The 16805-nt window shown below is 71.6% G+C and carries 12 protein-coding genes; 7 read left to right on the top strand and 5 right to left on the bottom strand.

Annotated elements, in window-relative coordinates:
• Positions 1-20: 20 nt before the first annotated feature.
• The 3 genes from WMF44_RS09145 to WMF44_RS09135 form a co-directional block, all read right to left on the bottom strand.
• Positions 21-554 (bottom strand): hypothetical protein, encoded by a 534-nt coding sequence (locus tag WMF44_RS09145; RefSeq protein ID WP_437298747.1) that lies wholly within the window; start codon positions 552-554, stop codon positions 21-23.
• Positions 555-700: 146 nt separating this feature from the next.
• Complete coding sequence (locus WMF44_RS09140) at positions 701-2098, bottom strand: metallopeptidase family protein (protein ID WP_437298746.1); 1398 nt, start codon at positions 2096-2098, stop codon at positions 701-703.
• Between the two features lie 30 nt (positions 2099-2128).
• Complete coding sequence (locus WMF44_RS09135; RefSeq protein ID WP_437298745.1) at positions 2129-3256, bottom strand: hypothetical protein; 1128 nt, start codon at positions 3254-3256, stop codon at positions 2129-2131.
• A gap of 164 nt (positions 3257-3420) precedes the next feature.
• Between WMF44_RS09135 and WMF44_RS09130 the strand changes: the two genes are divergently transcribed.
• From WMF44_RS09130 to WMF44_RS09120, 3 genes are all read left to right on the top strand, one after another.
• Positions 3421-4803 carry a sigma-54-dependent transcriptional regulator gene (locus WMF44_RS09130; RefSeq protein WP_437298744.1) on the top strand — a complete coding sequence of 461 codons (1383 nt, stop codon included), beginning with the start codon at positions 3421-3423 and terminating at the stop codon, positions 4801-4803.
• Positions 4804-5248: 445 nt separating this feature from the next.
• A complete protein-coding gene (locus WMF44_RS09125; protein ID WP_437298743.1) occupies positions 5249-6814 on the top strand; it encodes a sensor histidine kinase in 1566 nt (521 codons plus the stop codon).
• Positions 6811-7755 carry a response regulator gene (locus WMF44_RS09120; protein ID WP_437298742.1) on the top strand — a complete coding sequence of 315 codons (945 nt, stop codon included), beginning with the start codon at positions 6811-6813 and terminating at the stop codon, positions 7753-7755. The genes WMF44_RS09125 and WMF44_RS09120 overlap by 4 nt, the downstream gene beginning before the upstream one ends.
• Before the next feature lie 100 nt (positions 7756-7855).
• Here the strand turns inward: WMF44_RS09120 and WMF44_RS09115 are convergent, their stop codons facing one another.
• Positions 7856-8590, bottom strand: a complete 735-nt coding sequence (locus WMF44_RS09115; protein WP_437298741.1) for a hypothetical protein — start codon at positions 8588-8590, stop codon at positions 7856-7858.
• Between the two features lie 493 nt (positions 8591-9083).
• Here WMF44_RS09115 and WMF44_RS09110 point away from each other — a divergent pair, with 493 nt between their 5' ends.
• The 3 genes from WMF44_RS09110 to WMF44_RS09100 are packed head-to-tail and all read left to right on the top strand — an operon-like array spanning position 9084 to position 12494.
• On the top strand, positions 9084-10235 hold the full coding sequence (locus WMF44_RS09110) for a DUF262 domain-containing protein (protein ID WP_437298740.1): 1152 nt from the start codon (positions 9084-9086) through the stop codon (positions 10233-10235).
• Positions 10225-11526, top strand: a complete 1302-nt coding sequence (locus WMF44_RS09105; protein WP_437298739.1) for a DUF3696 domain-containing protein — start codon at positions 10225-10227, stop codon at positions 11524-11526. The genes WMF44_RS09110 and WMF44_RS09105 overlap by 11 nt, the downstream gene beginning before the upstream one ends.
• On the top strand, positions 11526-12494 hold the full coding sequence (locus WMF44_RS09100) for a hypothetical protein (RefSeq protein WP_437298738.1): 969 nt from the start codon (positions 11526-11528) through the stop codon (positions 12492-12494). The genes WMF44_RS09105 and WMF44_RS09100 overlap by 1 nt, the downstream gene beginning before the upstream one ends.
• Positions 12495-12912: 418 nt before the next feature.
• On the opposite strand, the gene WMF44_RS09095 is transcribed toward WMF44_RS09100, so the two are convergent.
• A complete protein-coding gene (locus tag WMF44_RS09095) occupies positions 12913-15729 on the bottom strand; it encodes a tetratricopeptide repeat protein (protein WP_437298737.1) in 2817 nt (938 codons plus the stop codon).
• A 244-nt stretch (positions 15730-15973) separates the two neighbouring features.
• Here WMF44_RS09095 and WMF44_RS09090 point away from each other — a divergent pair, with 244 nt between their 5' ends.
• Positions 15974-16789, top strand: coding sequence for an SDR family oxidoreductase (locus WMF44_RS09090; protein ID WP_437298736.1), 816 nt, complete (start codon positions 15974-15976; stop codon positions 16787-16789).
• Positions 16790-16805 lie beyond the last annotated feature (16 nt).

Raw genomic sequence — 16805 nt, 5'->3', positions numbered from 1 at the left:
CCCCGCGCCGGCAGGCAAGGTCAAGCTGCCCCGCGGCGCGCTGCCTCGGCGGACGCGCCGCGCTCGTCCCCGCGCTCGCCGCCCCGCAGCACCCCGGCCTTCCGCAGCGCGTGCGCGTCGAGCCCGACGAACCGATACACGTCCGCGGAGAAACCGTAGGCGCGGTGGAGGTGCCTCAGGCCCTCCACGAGCTCGGCGGTCACCTCGACCGGGGGCGGGGGCGGGTACGCCTTACGGATCGAGGCGAGCGGCTCGCCCAGCGCCAGGAGCTCCTCGACGCGCGACAGCACGTCGATCGGCTTGAGCGCACGCTTGCCTCGCCGCGCGACGCCGTCGGCCAGCTCGGAGAGCAGGCGCCGGCGCCGGCGCTCGGTGCGGCCGTCTCCGGCGCGGCCGCCGCCGCCCAGGAGCAGCTCGTTGAACCGGCGCGCGGCCCGGCGCTTCTCGACCGCATCCGGACTTCCCCGGCGGTTCTGCGCACCGCCGCCCCGCTTGGCTGGACGTGGCGCTTTGGTGGACCCGGCCGTGCGGGCCGGCGAGCTCTTCGTCTTCACGATCCTCGGCAAGAGCACAGCGCGCTCGAGGAGCCGGTATTCCCCGGCGCATCTTCTTGCTGTCCCGGCAGTATAGACAGCTCATCCTCCCGCTTCGAAGAAAGCGGCGGGCGCACGGTCGCGCTCGCCCCGCGCGGCGCTGGACGTCAGCGCCCGCCAGCGCACCACGCGAGGGCCGTCCCGACGGCCGCGATCAGCCAGGCCGGCCACGTCGCGCGCACGAAGCCGACGAGGTCCGACAGGGCGCCGCGCCGGGCGCGCCGCACGGCCTCGGCGTGGCCCACCCGGCGCAGCTCCTCGCGCGTGATCTGCTCGTGCTCCTCGTCGTCGAGCGGATCGCTGCCCGCCAGATGGTGCAGGTGATGTGTCACCTCGTGGTCGATCGTCTCCTCGATCTCCGCGTCGATGTCGAAGCCGGGATCCTCGCGGGCCTCCGACCGGAACGTCCGATAGAAGATCCTGATCTCCGGAGGATGGGCGATCCCGAGCGCATCCGCGGGTGTCCCGGGCGTGTAGCAGCCGAGCAGCGGCTCGCCTCCGTCGTCGCAGGCCGGCACGCCTGCGTCGATGAAGAGATCGATGTTCCGCACGCCGCGGGCCTCGTAGATGCGCCCGGCCGCGGCGCGGACGCGCGCCTCGAAGCCGTCGAGATCCGGAAAGGCGCTCGAGGCGCTGGCCCGAGCCCTCGTCCCTGCCCTCGTCGCGCGGGGCTGCCCGAGCTCGTCCGCGTCCGCTCCGTCCACTCCAGCAGCGCGCAGCGGGGCGCGCGCGAGCTCCCGATCGAGCGGCACGTCGAGATCGTTGCGGGCGCCGCAGCCCTGGCAGCGGTAGACGGCGAGGAGCCGCGCGGGGTAGCGCGCCTCGTGGTAGAGGTCGACGATCGCCGCCCACGCCTCGTCGGGGGCGCTGGCGAGCGCGTCGGCGATCACCGGCGCGCGGCGCTCGCGGCCGAGCGCCGCGATCCCCATGGCCACCACCAGCGACGGCGTGACGCGGAGGACGCCGTCGTCGGGCATGCGGAGGAGCGGCATCGCCTCCTCGACGGTGCGCTCCACGAGCCGCACGGCGCGGCAGACGGCGCGACCCACGCGCAGCGCCGGGATCGGGTGCGACACGCCGAAGTCGAACGGGCGATCGAGCTCGGGATCGTCGAGCTCGCCATCGGTGAACGGCCCGATCTCCAGCAGCCCCGACGGCGCGACCTCGAACGGGGCGCTGCAGTTCTCGCAGGTGTAGGCGCCTGGCTCCTCGGGCACGATGCCGGCAGACGCGAGGAGCGCGCGCAGGACATGGGCGTCGGTGAGCGGGAGGCCGAGAGGATCCAGCGGCGCGCCGCGCGCGTCGGCCAGGACCGACGGGCCCGCGAGGACCTGCATGTCGAGCGCGCACCTGCCGATGGATGCGCGCTCGCCGCCGCCGCGGCCCGCGGGAGCGCCGAAGACGGACGAAGCGCGAGCGCGCGCGGCGGCGTCCGACAGGCGCGCCACGCCGCCGGAGGGGAGGTGGACCTGAGCGGGGAGCGGGCGTCGCGCGGGCGCAGGCATCGCGGCGGCCTATATAGCGGGTGGCTCCCCTCAGGGATCCTCGGGACGCGGCGGACCGCCAGCGCCCTCGTCGGCCGGAGCGAGCGAGCCCCACGGCTCGCGGTCTCTGTCGGTCCCGGACGGCTCGCTCGCAGCGCGGCCGACGTCGAGGCCGGCGGCGCTGGCGAGCTCGGCGGCCACCGCCGCGGAGAGCGAGCCTCCGCTGAGCGGTGACGCGCCGGCGACGGTCGAGATGGGCGACGGCTCCGAGGATGGGCGATCTCGGCGGCGACCGCGAGCGAGCACCGGCGCGCGCTCCCCGTCGCCGGCCGGATCCGGCGCGGCCGCGCCCACGCGGTGGACGGTCGCGCGCAGCTGCACGCGCCCGAGCGACAGGCTCGCCGCGCTGGCGGGCGGCACGCTCGACGAGAGCTCCGCGCCCACGGGCACGCCTGTCCCGAAATCGAGGTAGCGGGTGATCGCCAGGGCGTAGATGAGCTTGCGCACGGTCGGCTCCGGCGCGACCCCGGATCGGAGGAGCGCCGCGAGCGTGGTCGTGGAGCTCTCCAGCGCCTCGATCACCGCGAGCTCGCCCTCGCGAAAGCCGAAGCGGCCGGGCTCGAGGGCGGGGTGCAGGCGGAGGGGCACGGCCCCGATCCGCTCCAGGGTCCGCTGGAGGCGCGTCGAGCGCTCGCCGTGATCGCGCAGCCCCGCCCAGAGGAGCGCGAGGGGATCGACCTTCGCGGGATCTCCCCCCCACTCGGCCAGCGCGTCGAGGCCGTCGAAGTAGCGGTACTTCGTCTCCGGGGGCAGATCGAACAGGCGCACCATCCGCCGCACGAACTGGACCTGGGCGAGCCAGTCGATGGTCACGGCGTCGACGCACCCCGACAGCAGCAGCACGTCCCCCAGGAGGCCCCTTGTCGCGAGCGCCTCCGCCAGGATCTCGGCGGTGATCACCCCCTCTTCGAGCAGGATCTCCCCGAGCCGGGCGTACCCGTCGCTCGGACGGATCTTCACGGGGTTCCCCCGGACGATCCGCAGCGTGTGCTCGGCGCCCGTGGGCTCCACCAGGATGAGCGCGCCGGTCAGCCGATGCTCGACGGCATAGACGAAAAGATGAGCGAACGGCGTCCGCTCCAGATCTCCTTCCGCCGTCGCGAGACCGTCGGGAGACATCCTGGGCCAAGCTACCATAGCGCGCGCAAGCCGGATCCTCCTTTCTCCACGTGCGGCGGCGCGGCGCGGCGGCGCGGAAGCTGGGCAGGCGCCATGGGTCCCGCTGCCGCGCTCCGCCGGAGCGCGGGCATCGGCCGCGGCGGTTCCGCGCTACGGTGGCAGACATGCCGCGCGGACATGTGCTGGTGCTCGATGACGAGCGGGCGATCTTGACGACCCTTCAGAAGGCGCTGTCGCTCGAGGGCTACACGGTCGACGTCGCCGGCGGCGTCGGGGTTGCAGAGGAGAAGCTCGCGAAGCGGAGCTACGACATCGCGCTCTTCGACGTCTCGCTGCCCGACGGTGACGGCGTGGAGCTGCTCCAGCGGATACGCGTTGCCGGCTCGGAGCTGCCCGTCGTGATGATGAGCGGCCACGCGACGGTCGACGCCGCCGTCCGCGCGACGCGGCTCGGGGCGATCGATTTCCTGGAGAAGCCGCTCTCGACCGATCGGCTGCTGCTCGTGCTCGAGAACACCCTGCGCCTCGTCCGCGCCGAGGCCGAGGCGAAGGCGCTGCGGACGCAGACCGGCCAGGTCGGCGAGCTCATCGGAGAGAGCCGGGCGATGCTCGACCTGCGCGAGCAGATCGCGCGCGCGGCGAAGGCGACCGCGACGGTCTTCGTGACGGGCGAGCGCGGCACCGGCAAGGAGCTCGTCGCGCGCGCGATCCACGGCGCGTCGAAGCGGGCGCGCGGGCCGCTCGAGAAGATGAACTGCGCCGCGGTCCCGAGCGAGCTCATCGAGAGCGAGATGTTCGGGCACGAGGCCGGCGCGTTCACGGGCGCGACGAAGCAGCGGCGAGGCAAGTTCGAGCGCGCGAGCGGCGGGACGCTGTTCCTCGACGAGGTCGGGGACATGCCGCTCGCGATGCAGGCGAAGCTGCTCAGGGTGCTCCAGGAGCGGGAGATCGAGCGCGTGGGCGGGCACGAGACGATCAAGGTCGACGTGCGCGTGGTGGCGGCGACGAACCGCGACATCGAGGCGGCGTGCCGGGAGGGGCAGTTCCGGCCGGATCTCCACGATCGGCTGAACGTGCTGCCGCTGTCGCTGCCGCCGCTGCGCGCGCGGCGCGAGGACGTGCCGCTGCTCGCGCGGCATTTCCTCGCGCTCGCGACGCAGGCGAACGATCGGCCCGGGATGGCGTTCACGGACGGCGGGATGGGCATGCTGGTCGCCTACAGCTTTCCGGGGAACGTGCGGGAGCTGCGCAACATCATCGAGCGGCTGGTGATCCTGACGCCCGACGAGACGATCGACGAGGGCGACGTGAAGGTCTGCCTCGGAGGGCAGCAGGCCGCGATGAAGGGCGGGCTCTTCCGGCCGGGGGTGCCGTTCCGGGTGCTCGCGGAGGAGGCGGAGCGGGCCATCCTGGAGGAGGCGCTCGGCCATCACGGAGGGCAGATGGCGGCGACGGCGCGGGGGCTCGGGCTCGAGCGGAGCCACCTGTACAAGAAGTTCAAGGCGCTCGGGCTGCGGGGGGACAAGGGCGAGGCGGAGGACGAGTAGGCAAGGGAGGAGGCGGCCCTGCCGGGGGCCGCGCCGAGGGGAGGGTCTGCGCGGCGGCCGCGGGCGGGCGCTCGGCCATCCGCCGAGGCGGGAGCGCGGAGCTTGCGCTGAGAACACCGCCCGGCATGTCTCCCTTCGGGCCATGCCAGCTGGGACGTTTCGTCGCGCGCCACACAAGGCGCGCCTGAGACGTGGAGCCCGCTGGGACCTTATGGCACCTCGGTCGGTGCTCGTCGCGCCCACCCGCGGCCGCCGCGCAGACCCTCCCCTCGGCGCTACGGGAGTGGATGCAGAGCAAGCGGGCGCCGCATGGATCGCGACCGATGCAGCGCAGCGCTCGCCGCGGATGACTGTCGCTGCACGGCGCATCCGGCGGACGCGGGTGCTCGGCCACGGGGAACCTCGGCGCGTTGACGGGACGTCCACCGCGCGGTCAACTGCCGCCGTGGACTTCCTGGAGCGCCTCCGCGCTTACCTCGAAGGCGTCGCGCGCACGCCCGAAGGTCAGCCGCGCGCGCGGATCGATGTCGCTGCCCACCGGAGGCACGTCCTCACCGTCATCGATCAGCTCAGCACGGATCCGGTGCAAGCACGCAGGCTCACGGAAGAGTGGCTGCGACCGTCTTTTGCGGTGTTTGTCGAGACGCTCGCGGAGAGCATCGAGGGAGACATCCTCGCGCCGGATGCGTCCCAAGCCGAGATGGTCGCGACGATCGACATTGCGATCAGCCGTCTCCTCGGCGCGACGGCGACTACAGGGTCGCTCGCTCGTGATGCGGCGCTCGATCGAGCCGCCGAGGTGACCGCCTACGGGGCGGACTATGACTATAAATTTGGAGGTTGGGCCTGCCCGCCGCCGCGCTACGCGTTCGAGATCAGGGCGGTCCGCAAGCGCGGAGAGCGGACCACGCTGACGCCGCTGGGCGCGACCCTCCTCGATCTCCCCAGCGCCGAGGCAGTCCGCTGGCTTCTTGCCATTGAGGCAGCGCAATCGCTCGGTCCGAACGACGACTGGCGCGTCCACCCCGAGCTCGCGCGCGAGCTTCTTCAAGCGCCTGAACGCCATTTCGACCCCATCCATCACCCCGATCAACCGGCGTTCCCCTATTCCCGCATCTCGCTTGAACGGCTCGCGGACTTCGGGCTCGTCCGATACCGCCGCTTGATGGATGCGCCGTTCGACTGGAGCTACACCGTCCCAGAATCCACGCGCCCTCTCCTCGAAGAGATCGCCGAGCGACGCGCGACCCCCTTCGCCGTCTTGGCCGACGCCCTGCTCCGTGATGAGGCCTCGCTCGCCCTGGGTCGCGCGCTCCCCGAGCCAGGCCTTGCGGCGCACGAGAGCGCCGCCGCCGCCAACGCCCTGCAAGCCCGCATGGTGGTGCACGAGATCCGTAACGCGCTCGTCCCCGCCGAGGTCGCCCTTGCCCGCCTCGTCCGCGATGCAGGCGAGGCCGCCGAGGTCAGCAAGCAGCGCGCGCGCGTCGAGGCGGGCATCCGTCGGGCGCTCCGCTTCGTCGACGAGATGATGAAGGTCGCCAGCCTCGGCGCCGAGCCGCCCGCCCCCTTCGATGTCGTCTCATCGCTCCGCGAGGTCGTGGCTGGCATGGCGGACGAGCTGAATGGCCACCTCCGCTTCGCGCCGCCCACAGAAGGCATCGTCCTCGTCGGCCCCCGCGCGCGCTTCGCCCTCGCCGTCCGCAACCTGCTGAGCAACGCAGGCCGTGCGGTGGCCGGCCGGGACGGCACGGTCGAGATGACGATCGCTCCGGCAGAGGACGCCGTCACCGTCCACATCGATGACAACGGGCCCGGCGTGCCCGAAGAGCAACGCCGGGCCATCTTCGCGCCCGGGGTCGCGCTGGTCTCGGGGGGGAGCGGCCAGGGCCTCGCCCTCGTGCGTCAGGTCGTCGAGGACGAGATGGGCGGGGCGGCGGTCTGCTCGCAGAGCCCGCTCGGCGGCGCGCGGTTCACGATCACGGTTCCGGTGAAGAAGTCGAGGACACCATGAAAGGCGACGCGCGGATCCTCATCATCGACGACGACAAGGCGTTCCTCGAGCTCTACGACGAGGTCCTCTCCGCCGACGGCTATCAGGTCGAGACCGCGACGAGCCGCGCCCAGGCCCTCGATCGCCTCGACACGCCGGGCTTCAGCGTCGTCCTCATCGACCAGAAGCTCCAGGGGCCCGGCGGGCCAGACACCGGGCTCGATCTCGTCGCCGAGACGGCGCGCCGCGCGCCGGGCGCCAAGGCCATCCTCGTCACCGCGTTCGCTTCCAGGGAGGCCATCGAGCGCGCCTTCCGCGAGGGTGCCTACGACTACCTGGAGAAGAGCGCCGTCTTCGAGGCGCTCCTCCGCGTCAAGGTCCGCAACGCGGTCGAGGCCGTGCGCGAGCGACGGATGGCGTCGATGGATGACGACGAGACCGAACGATCCATCCGGAGCACCTGGGACGCGGTCCGCGCCGAGCACGACAGGAACCGGAAAGGCCTGCTGCTCGAGCACCTGACCGCGCTGCTCCTCAAGACGATCCCGGGGTTCGCGCGGCTCGGCAGCCGCCTGTCGAACGAGCTGGAAGAGCTCGATCTGCTCGTCCAGAACGCGTCGCCGGACCCGTTCTGGCAGAAGGAGTCGCCGTACTTCCTGGTCGAGTGCAAGAACTGGTCGAAGCACGTCGGCACCAAGGAGCTGCGCGACCTCTGGGGCAAGATGGACGGGCGCTACGACCGCTGCCGGCTCGCGCTCCTCGTCGCGCCCGGAGGGATCGCCGAGACGGTGCACCAGCTCCAGCTCCAGAACGCGAAGCAGAGCAAGCTGGTCGTGCTCATCGGCCCGGGCGATCTCGATTGGCTCGTCGCTGGACCGGACCGGAGCGCGATCCTGAAGGAGCTCCATCAGCGCGCGGTGAGCGCCGCGTCCTCCGGGGGCGACACGGAGAGCAGCCTCTGAGTGAGGACGTCGCGATCGCTGGCAGCGCAGGCGGCGCGCACGGCGCGGGAAGGGTGCAGACGGAGCGGACGGCGCGGGGCGAAGGGAGCCTCAGGACGGCTCAGCCGCCCTCGGGCTCCTCGGCGGCGCCGCGCTTCCTGGAAGCCTTCGACGCGACGTCCAGGAAGAAGCCGCCCACGTAGGCGCGCTGGCGCGGGAAGCGGGCGTCGAGCGAGCCCTTGAGGCTCGCGAGCGCGAGCGCCGCCTCGACGACGAGCCGCGTGCCCTCGCTCGCGAGCCGGGTGCGCGTGGCGTAGCCCTCGTCGCGCGCCTTCAGGAACTCCTCCTGCTTGTTCGCGCGCGCGGTGAGGTCCGCCTGGAGAGCCGCCCTCTCATCGAACGGGGGGAGGTCGTTCATGCGCGCGACGGCGGCGAGCACGGCAGCGGGCTCGCTCGCGATCGGCGCGCCCGTGAGGTCGTCGACCCGCTGGCCGAACGCGTGCGTCGCGTCGAGGCCCGCCTTGCCGCGGAGCGCGAGCTTGGTGCGCGCGTTCGCCGTGCGCACGCCGCGGTCGAGCACCTCGTCGCCGATCTCCACGGTGGCCTGCTGGATCTCGCCCGTGCCGAGGTCGTGCTCGTCGAGCGCGAGGTAGACCGCCTTGAGCTGGGCAGCGAGCGGATCGAGCTTCGCCTGCTCGGCGGCGAAGAACGCGCGATCCTCGTCGCTGCGCTCGATGTCGGCGGCGATGGCCGCGGTGAGGGAGCCGATGGTGTGGCTGAGCGCCCGGCGCATGGTCCGGATCGAAACCGTGGGGCCTGCGAGCATGGATACCTCCCGGTAGATGTTCGCGACCATGGGAGCGAGCGAGCTGATACGCTGTCAAGAGCAATCTCGGCTACGGAGGGCGTCAGGCACCGCCAGGTGGCCAGCGGGCGAGGATCGGGGACACGGAAAGCTCGCCGGAGGGCTGTCGGACGAGAATCGGGGGCCCGGAGGGGGCGCCGGGCGCCTGGCGGACGGAATCAGACGCCGCGGAGGGGGCGCCGGGCGCCTGGCGGACGGAATCAGACGCCGCGGAGGGGGCGCCGGGCGCCTGACGGGCGACATCGGAAGGCGCGGGTGCTCCACCGGAGGGCTGGAGAGAGAGAACCGCGCGGGGTCTGGGCAGTGCCGCCGAATGATGGGTGAAGCGTCGCCGCAGGCATGGGGAGCAACACGGATGGCCGGCGGCGATGTCCCCATGCTCCTCGGGCGTCTCCCAGGCTGGCCGAAGCCTGCGCACGACATCACACGCGAGGGCCTCGACCGGCGGCTTGTCATCGTGCCTCACGCGACGACAAGATGCGCCATGACGACGGCGCACGTGCTGGACCGGGAGCTCGAGGCCCCCTTCGCGGGTCGGGAGGACGATCTCCTCGAGAAGGAAGAGGAGCCGTCGCCGGACGAGACGCAGCCTCGGCAACCCGCCAGCTGGCCGCTCCAGATTTCCAAGGTCGAGCGCTCGATCTTCGAGCTGCACCGGAGCTGGAAGAACGGGGTGCTCCGCCTCGATCCGGACTTCCAGCGGGAGTTCGTCTGGGATTACTGGCGCAAGGTCAAGCTCGTGGAGTCCGTGCTCATGCGCCTCCCGTTGCCGGTCTTCTACCTCTCCGAGGAGAACGAGGAGGAGACGCTCGTCATCGACGGCCAGCAGCGCCTCACCACGCTCTTCAGCTTTCTCGACGGAGAGTTCCGTCTGAGCGGGCTCAAGCTGCTCCCGGAGCTCAACAAGAAGCACTTCAAGGATCTCGACGGCAAGGTGCAGCGCCGGTTCGAGAACACGCCGCTCACCTGTTTCATCATCCAGCCGGGCACGGATGAACAGGTGAAGTTCCAGATCTTTGAGCGCGTGAACGAAGGGGCCGTTGCGCTCAACGCCCAGGAGATCCGCAGCTGCCTCTACCGAGGGCCCGGCCTCGACTTCATCAAGCACCTCGCGAACGACGCATCGCCCGGTTCGTTTCGTGACGTCGCCGGCCCGAGCCGGGTTTACAGACGCATGAGGGCGGATGAGCTCGTGCTCCGCGCCATCGCCCTCCTCGATCTCGGGGTGGACCGCTACCCCGGCGAGCTCAAGAGCTTCCTGAACGACGAGCTCAAGCGGCTGAACGCCTCGACGGGAGAAGAACGCGACGCGCTGGAGCGCAGGCTGAAGGACGCGCTCGCTCACACGAAGACCGTCTTCGAGGATCACGCTTTCTGCCGCTACAAGCCATCGGATGGCTCGTGGGCGCGGCAGCTCAACGGCCCGCTCGTCGAGGTCATCGTGGCCGGCTTCGATCGCTTCTTCCCTGCAGGGAACCCCTTGCCTCCCAGAAAGATCAAGGCCATCCGGGATCGCTTCCGGGCGATCTCCGGCGAGGAGGCGTTCCGCGCCTCGATCACCTTCGCCACGCAGTCGACGAGCTCCGTTCGAACGCGGTTCGACCTCTGGATGAAGGAGCTCGCTCATGTTGCGTAGCGTGCTGCTCGAGGGCTTCCGCTCGTTCGAGCAGCCGACGGCCGTGCGCTTCGCCCCGCTGACGATCCTCGCGGGGCCCAACAACGCAGGGAAGAGCTCCGTCATCCAGGCGCTGCTCGCGCTCGTTCAGTCCGAGCAGGCGTCGAGCGCCGATTCGCTGCTGCTGAGCGGCGCCTGGTGCGATCTCGGCCGGTTCGACGAGGTGGTGAGCGCGGGCTCGCCGACCGACCAGCGCCGGTTCCGCATCGGCCTCACCGGAGCTACGCCGGAGGGTCTCGCTGTCGATGCGGTTTGGGAATTCGGACCGCGGGAGGGCGACGAGCCCACGCTCACATCGGTCTCGCTCCTCTCGCTCACCTACGCATTCGAGCGAAGAGCGGGGCGCGTCGAGCGCCGTGTGACGGGCTTCCAGTGGGAGAGCGACAATCCAGCCGATGGGTATCAGGGCCAAGCCGCTGGCCAGGCCGTGTTCGCCGATCCTGGGGCGTTCCTCATCTTGACCCTCGCGAAACCTGAGCAGGACGAGGTCGGGCGTGCGAGCCAATGGAATCGACCTGTGAGCGAGATCCGTCCGTCGCCGCTCGATGCCTCGCGCACCCAGTACGTCGGTCCCTTCCGCTCTCCGCCACAGCCGCTCTACACGCCACGCACGTCTCTGGCCGGCCCGCCGCTCGGCCGGCACGGAGAGCACACGGCCGAGCTCCTGTTCCGGCATCGCACGCAGCGGACCGACATCGCCGTCCCGGGGCAGCCGCACGACGACGCGGGCGCGCCGATCCTCTCGGCGGTCAACGCGTGGTGGTCGACCCTCTTCGGCGGCAGCTTCGCTCTCCAGATCGACGCGCCCGCGCGCCTCGGCTTCACGCTGTCCATCGACACGCCCTCCGCCGAGCGGCTCGGGCTCGGGCAGGTCGGGCTCGGACTGTCCCAGGCACTGCCGATCGTCACGGCGTGCCTCGTCTCCCGCCCCGGCGATCTGCTGCTCATCGAGACGCCCGAGGCGCACCTCCACCCCGGCGCGCAGCACCGCCTGGCGAGCTTGTTCATCGAGCTCGCCCGCAAAGGACGGCAGGTCGTCGTCGAGACCCACAGCGAGCACCTGGTCACGGCCGCGCAAATCGCCGTCAAGGAGGGGCTGCCGCCGGAAGATATCGCCGTCAGCTTCTTCAGCCAGGAGGCTGGCCGGACGGTGGTGCAGGAGATCGAGCTGAACCCGCACGGACGCGCGCTGCGCTGGCCGCCCGGCTTCTTCGACCAAGCCGCCATGGATCTCGCGGAGCTCCTCCGCTGATGCCGGTCGTGTTGTTGAACCATGACTTCGTGGAAGGGATGGCCCACCGCACCGACCTCGGGCCGGTCGCCGTCGCGCTGCAGGACGTGCAGCGACGCCTCGGGGGCGATCCGATGCATGTGCACCCGGAGCTCGCGCGGCAGGCCACTGGCGGGGGACCGTTCGTCGCGTGGGCCAACCAGCACCGCAACGACGCCGAAGCGGATCGCCGCCCGCTCATCGCGCTGCTGCTCCGGCTGCTGAGCGGCCCGTTCGTGACCGATCTCCCGCTGGAGCGAGAGGTCTCCCTGCTCTCGGACGATCCCGCGCTCCCTCCCGAGCCTCCATGGCGGCGCGAGGCGATGCGGCACCTCGCCGCGCATGCGCTCTCGCCGCCCTGCGCGGCGCCGTGGGCCCTGTCGTTCGATCCCCGTTCCGATCTCTCGCAGCCCAGGTACCGGTTCACGCAGGGCGACGCGATCGCCGAGGTCGACAACTTCAGGAGCAGCGCTGAGGCGCTCAGCCGGCTGGGCGAGCTGGCGACCCGCGGGCTCGTCGGCGCCCTCGCGGCGCTCGAGGCCGCCGCGCAGCACGAGAGCCGGCTCATCGTCCTCGATCGAGCCCGCGACGTCGCGCGGAAGTGGAACCTCGACTGCCCGGAAGCCACCCTGTTCCGCGCCTTGGTCGACCTCGCGGTCTACGCCGCGGCGCTCGACGAGGGGCTCTCTCGCGAGCTGGCCGCCGAGCGTTACCACAAGGCGAGCGGCGTCCCGATGTCCCGGGAGAGCGGTGAGGTCTCCCGCAGCCCCACCTGCAAGCGGCAGCGTACGTTCGTCGTTCCCGGCCGGGGCGAACAGTATTTCGACATGCACGCGAAGCCCGGCGCCAGCACCCGCATCCACGTCTGGACGGACGTCGTGGAAGGCCGGCACGTCGTGTACGTAGGCCATTGCGGCGAGCACCTGCTCCTGCCCGGCGGCAAGCGCTGATCGCGCACGACAGCAAGCGTTCTCTGAAGCGACGATGCGCTCGTCGTGAGGATGATTCCCGCATCCCGAGCAGCTTCATGGCCACCGCGTGGTCGCCCCACGCAAGCGCCGGAGGGGGTCTCCGCGCGGCAGGGTGCGGGTGGGCGCGGCGAGCACCGACCGAGGTGCCATAAGGTCCCAGCGGGCTCCACGTCTCAGGCGCGCCTTGTGTGGCGCGCGACGAAACGTTCCAGGAGGCAAGGCCCGAAGGGAGACATGCCGGGCGGTGTTCTCAGCGTAAGCTCCGCGCTCCCGCCTCGGCGGATGGCCGAGCGCCCACCCGCACCCTGCCGCGCGGAGACCCCCTCCGGCGCGTGCAGCCGGGATCTCCGCCCTCTCTCGCCCCGAACCGAGAGCGCCGAGCCCGGAGCCCCGAGCCTCAATAATCCGGCATCGCCCGCGGCGCAGGCGGCGACGCGCTCTTCATCGTCTTCTGGTACTCGAGCGCCTGCTTCGCGTAGTCGTCCCGCTTCATCTTCGCGTACGCCTTGGCGAGCTCCCCGTAGATCTCCGCCGCGTCCCCCTGCTTCGGCCCGGCTAGCAACGCGCTGTTCAGCTCGTAGATCGCCGACACGTGCCGCCCCGTGCGCGCCAGCGCCCGCGCATAGAGCCGGTGGATCTCCGGGTTCGCCACGTCGACGAAGATCGCTCCCTCGCCGACCTTGCGCGCCTCCTCCCACGCGCCGCGCTCCACGAGCAGCCGGAGCAGCCGCCGCCAGACACGACGATCGTGCTGATCGAGGAGCGCGAGCCGGCGCAGCGCCGAGAGCTCGCCCGCCGCGTCCTTCTGCCGGCGCGCGAGATCGTAGAGCCCCTGGAGCGGCTCGGCCTGCGTGGGATCCAGGCGCGACGCCGCCTCGAGGTTCGCCTTCATCCTCGCCGCGTCCTTCTTCAGCTCGGCAAGATCGGCGAGCTTCATTCGCACGACGTAGCCGTCGTGCCCGTCGGCGATCATCTTGCTCAAGAGCCTCGCCGCCTCGTCAGGCTTCTTCTCGGCGAAGGCCGCCCGCACCTTGAGGTAGGTCGCGTCAGGCTGCTTCGGGTCGACCCGGAGCGCCTCGGCGAGCACCGCCTCGCCCTCCTGGCGCTGCCCGTCCTCGAACAGCGCGAGCGCGAGCTCGACGAGCCGCTTCGCGTCCTTCGGAGCGCGCGCCGCCGCCTTGCGCGCCTCGTCGAGCGGCGGCGCGTGCAGATCCGGGACGTACTGCTTCTCGTAGCGCTCGAGGCGGGGCTTCAGCCACGCGCGGAAGCGCCGGTCGAGCTCCTCCGCGCTGATCCCGAGCGACTCCTTCACCACCTCCTGCGTCCGCTTGCCCGCCGCCCACCGGGGCAGCATCGAGACCACCTTCGGGAAGCCGAACTCGCCCGCCATGAAGACCACGATCTGGCTCGCCGCGAAGTAAGCCATCGTCACGTCCTCGATGTTGTCGACGTGCGTGAACGCCCGGTTGAACCCGTCGACCGCCGGGATCCTCCCGCCCTTCAGGGCGGCGAACAGCGCCGGATCCTCCTCGCGGTGCCACTCGGGCCGCCGCACGATCGTCTCGTACTCGCTGAGCCCCTCGGTGAACCAGCGCGGGACGTGGTTCTTCGAGAGCTGGATCGCGAAGACGTGCCCGAGCTCGTGCCACAGCACGTTCCCCCAGTTGAACTCCGCCGCCGCCGGGCTCAACGCCGCCAGCGTCTGGCCGAAGCAGACGCCCTGGATGCCCACGTTGGGCAGGCCGCTCGTCCTGACGCTGAAGTTCTCCGTCGACGCGTAGAGCTCGATCGAGACCGGGACCTTCGGCGTGAAGCCGTACCGCTTCACCATCGAGCCCCAGGCCTCCTCGAGCATGCGCGGCACGTACCGCTCGAGGATCGCGCGCTCCTGCTTGTGGTAGCGGACGCGGAACGTCTGCCCCTCCACGGTCACGTACTGCGTCGCGATGTCCTTCTCGTAGAGGTTCAGCGTGTTGAAGACGCGCACGTTGAAGCGGTCCTTGTCCCACGCCTTCTGGAGCGAGAGCACGCCGCCCTTCTCGTCGCCGGCGCGGATCAGGTTCAGGCCGAGCGTGGCGTGCGCCTTCGCGTCGTTCGGATCGACCTGCGTCGCCTCCCCCATCATCTTGACGATGTCGTCGTAGCGATGCTCCCACTCCGCGAACTCACCGACGATCTGGAAGAACCGCGAGAACTCAGGGTTCAGGCCGAGCACCTTCGCCTTGATGGCCTCGAAGCCGGCCGCGTCGTCGGCGAGGAAGCGGCCCGCCGCCTTGATCGAGAGCAGCGCGAGGTCGTTCGGGTTCACCTTGAGCCCGCGGTCGGCCGCGGCGTCCGCGGCGTCGATGTCCATGTCGCGGAGCGCGAGCCCGGCCCGGACGAAATACGCCTCGGCGAGGTTCGGATTCACGGAGAGCGCCTGCGCGACCTCGCTGTCGGCGCCGCCGAAGTCCATCGCGCTCTCGAGCTTGACGCGCGCCATGGCGACGCGGCAAAGCGGATCCTTCGGGGCGAGCTTGAGCGCCTCCTTCACGACCTGACCGGCGTGGCCGGGGTCGTATTTGTCGAGGAACAGCTCGGCCCGCCAGAGCAACGTCTCGATCCGCTGCTTGCCGCCGACCTTCTCGGCCGCGTTGAACGCGTCGTTCGCGTCGCGCGCGCTCCGGAGCAGGTGGGCCGCGCGCCCGACGAGCGACAGCCCCTCCGCGTCGCTCGCGGTGATCTTGTCGTCGTTGTAGTCGTCGATGATCGTCATCAGCGGCGCGCGCGCCTCGCCCCGCTTGCCCGACTCGATCAGGAGCTCGCCGAGCACGAGCCGCGCGCGGCGGGCCTCGTCCTCCCGCTCCACCTCGCGCACCGCCGCGATCGCCTCGGCCATCTTCCCGCGGCGCGCGAGCGCCTGGGCCCGGAGCGGCGCGGCGGCGATCCGCGCCTCCTTGCCGAGCGCGGCGGCGGCCTTCGCCGTCTTCGCCGCGTCGTCGTAGCGGCCCGTGAGCAGCTCGATCCGCGCCTTCGCGAGCAGCGCCGCGGCGCGCTCCTTCCCGCCCTGGAGGCCGAGGATGACCTTCTCGGCCTCCGCGTAGTCGCCCTGCGCGAGGAGCGCCTCCGCGCGCGAGAGCGAGGGAGACGGCTCGCCGGAGGCGGGCGCGGGGGCCGCGCAGGCGGCGGCGACGAGGAGAGCGGCAAGAGAGCGGCAGATCGAGTGGCTTCGCATGTCACCCCGTGCGCAACCGTGCGCGACCGTTCGTCAATCGTGCACGACCGCACGCACACGAACGCAAACCTACGCAAACGAAAACGAACGCAAACCTACGCTGAGACGCGGCGCCCGGTCGAGCCGGGTGAGGCCATCGTAACCGACGCCACCGGCGCGACCGAACGGCGAAAGGCCGAGCATGAGCGAGCGCGCCAGGGCGCGCCAGGGCGCGCGCTCCCGCGATCGTGGTATGCGGGCGTCCATGGCAAGCAAGCTCGCCGGGCGGGTCGTTCTCATCACGGGCGCGTCGTCGGGGATCGGCGAGGCCCTCGCCAGGGAGGTCGCCCGGCGCGGCGGCCGGGTCGTCCTCGCGGCGCGGCGGGCCGAGCGGCTCGAGGCGCTCGCGACGGAGATCCGGCGGTCCGGCGGCGAGGCGCTCGCGACGCCGTGCGACGTCACGCGCGACGGCGACGTGGAGCGCGCCGTCGCGCAGGCGAGCGAGGCGTTCGGGCGGCTCGACATCGCCGTCGCGAACGCCGGGTTCAGCGTGGCGGGGCGCGTCGAGGAGCTCGCGCTCGACGATTTCCGCCGGCAGTTCGAGACCAACGTGTTCGGCGCGCTGCGCACCGTGAAGGCCGCGCTGCCGGAGCTCAAGCGATCGCGCGGCGGCGTCGCGCTCGTCGGCAGCGTCCTCGGCTACCTCGCGGTCCCCGCGGTGGGCGCCTACACGATGAGCAAGTTCGCGGTGCGCGCCCTCGCCGAGACGCTGCGCGCGGAGCTCCACGCCGAGGGCGTCGCGGTCACGCACGTCGCGCCGGGGTACGTGGCGAGCGAGATCCGCCTGATCGACAACGCGGGCCACCTGCACGAGGGCGCTCAGGATCCCGTGCCGCGCTGGCTCGTCATGCCGGCAGAGACGGCGGCGCGGCAGATCATGGACGGCATCGCCGCGCGGCGCGCCGAGGTGATCGTCACCGCCCACGGGAAGCTCGCTGTGTCGCTCTCGAGGCACGCCCCGGCGCTCCTCCGCGCGACCGCGTCGAGGCTCCCGCGCAAGCGCCGCGTCAGCGAGCGCTGAGCCGGCGCGGCGCCGC

Origin of the sequence: Sorangium sp. So ce426, from assembly GCF_051475585.1 — a bacterium.
GTDB lineage: Bacteria > Myxococcota_A > Polyangia > Polyangiales > Polyangiaceae > Sorangium > Sorangium cellulosum_B.
This window is presented reverse-complemented; position numbering and strand designations above follow the sequence as displayed.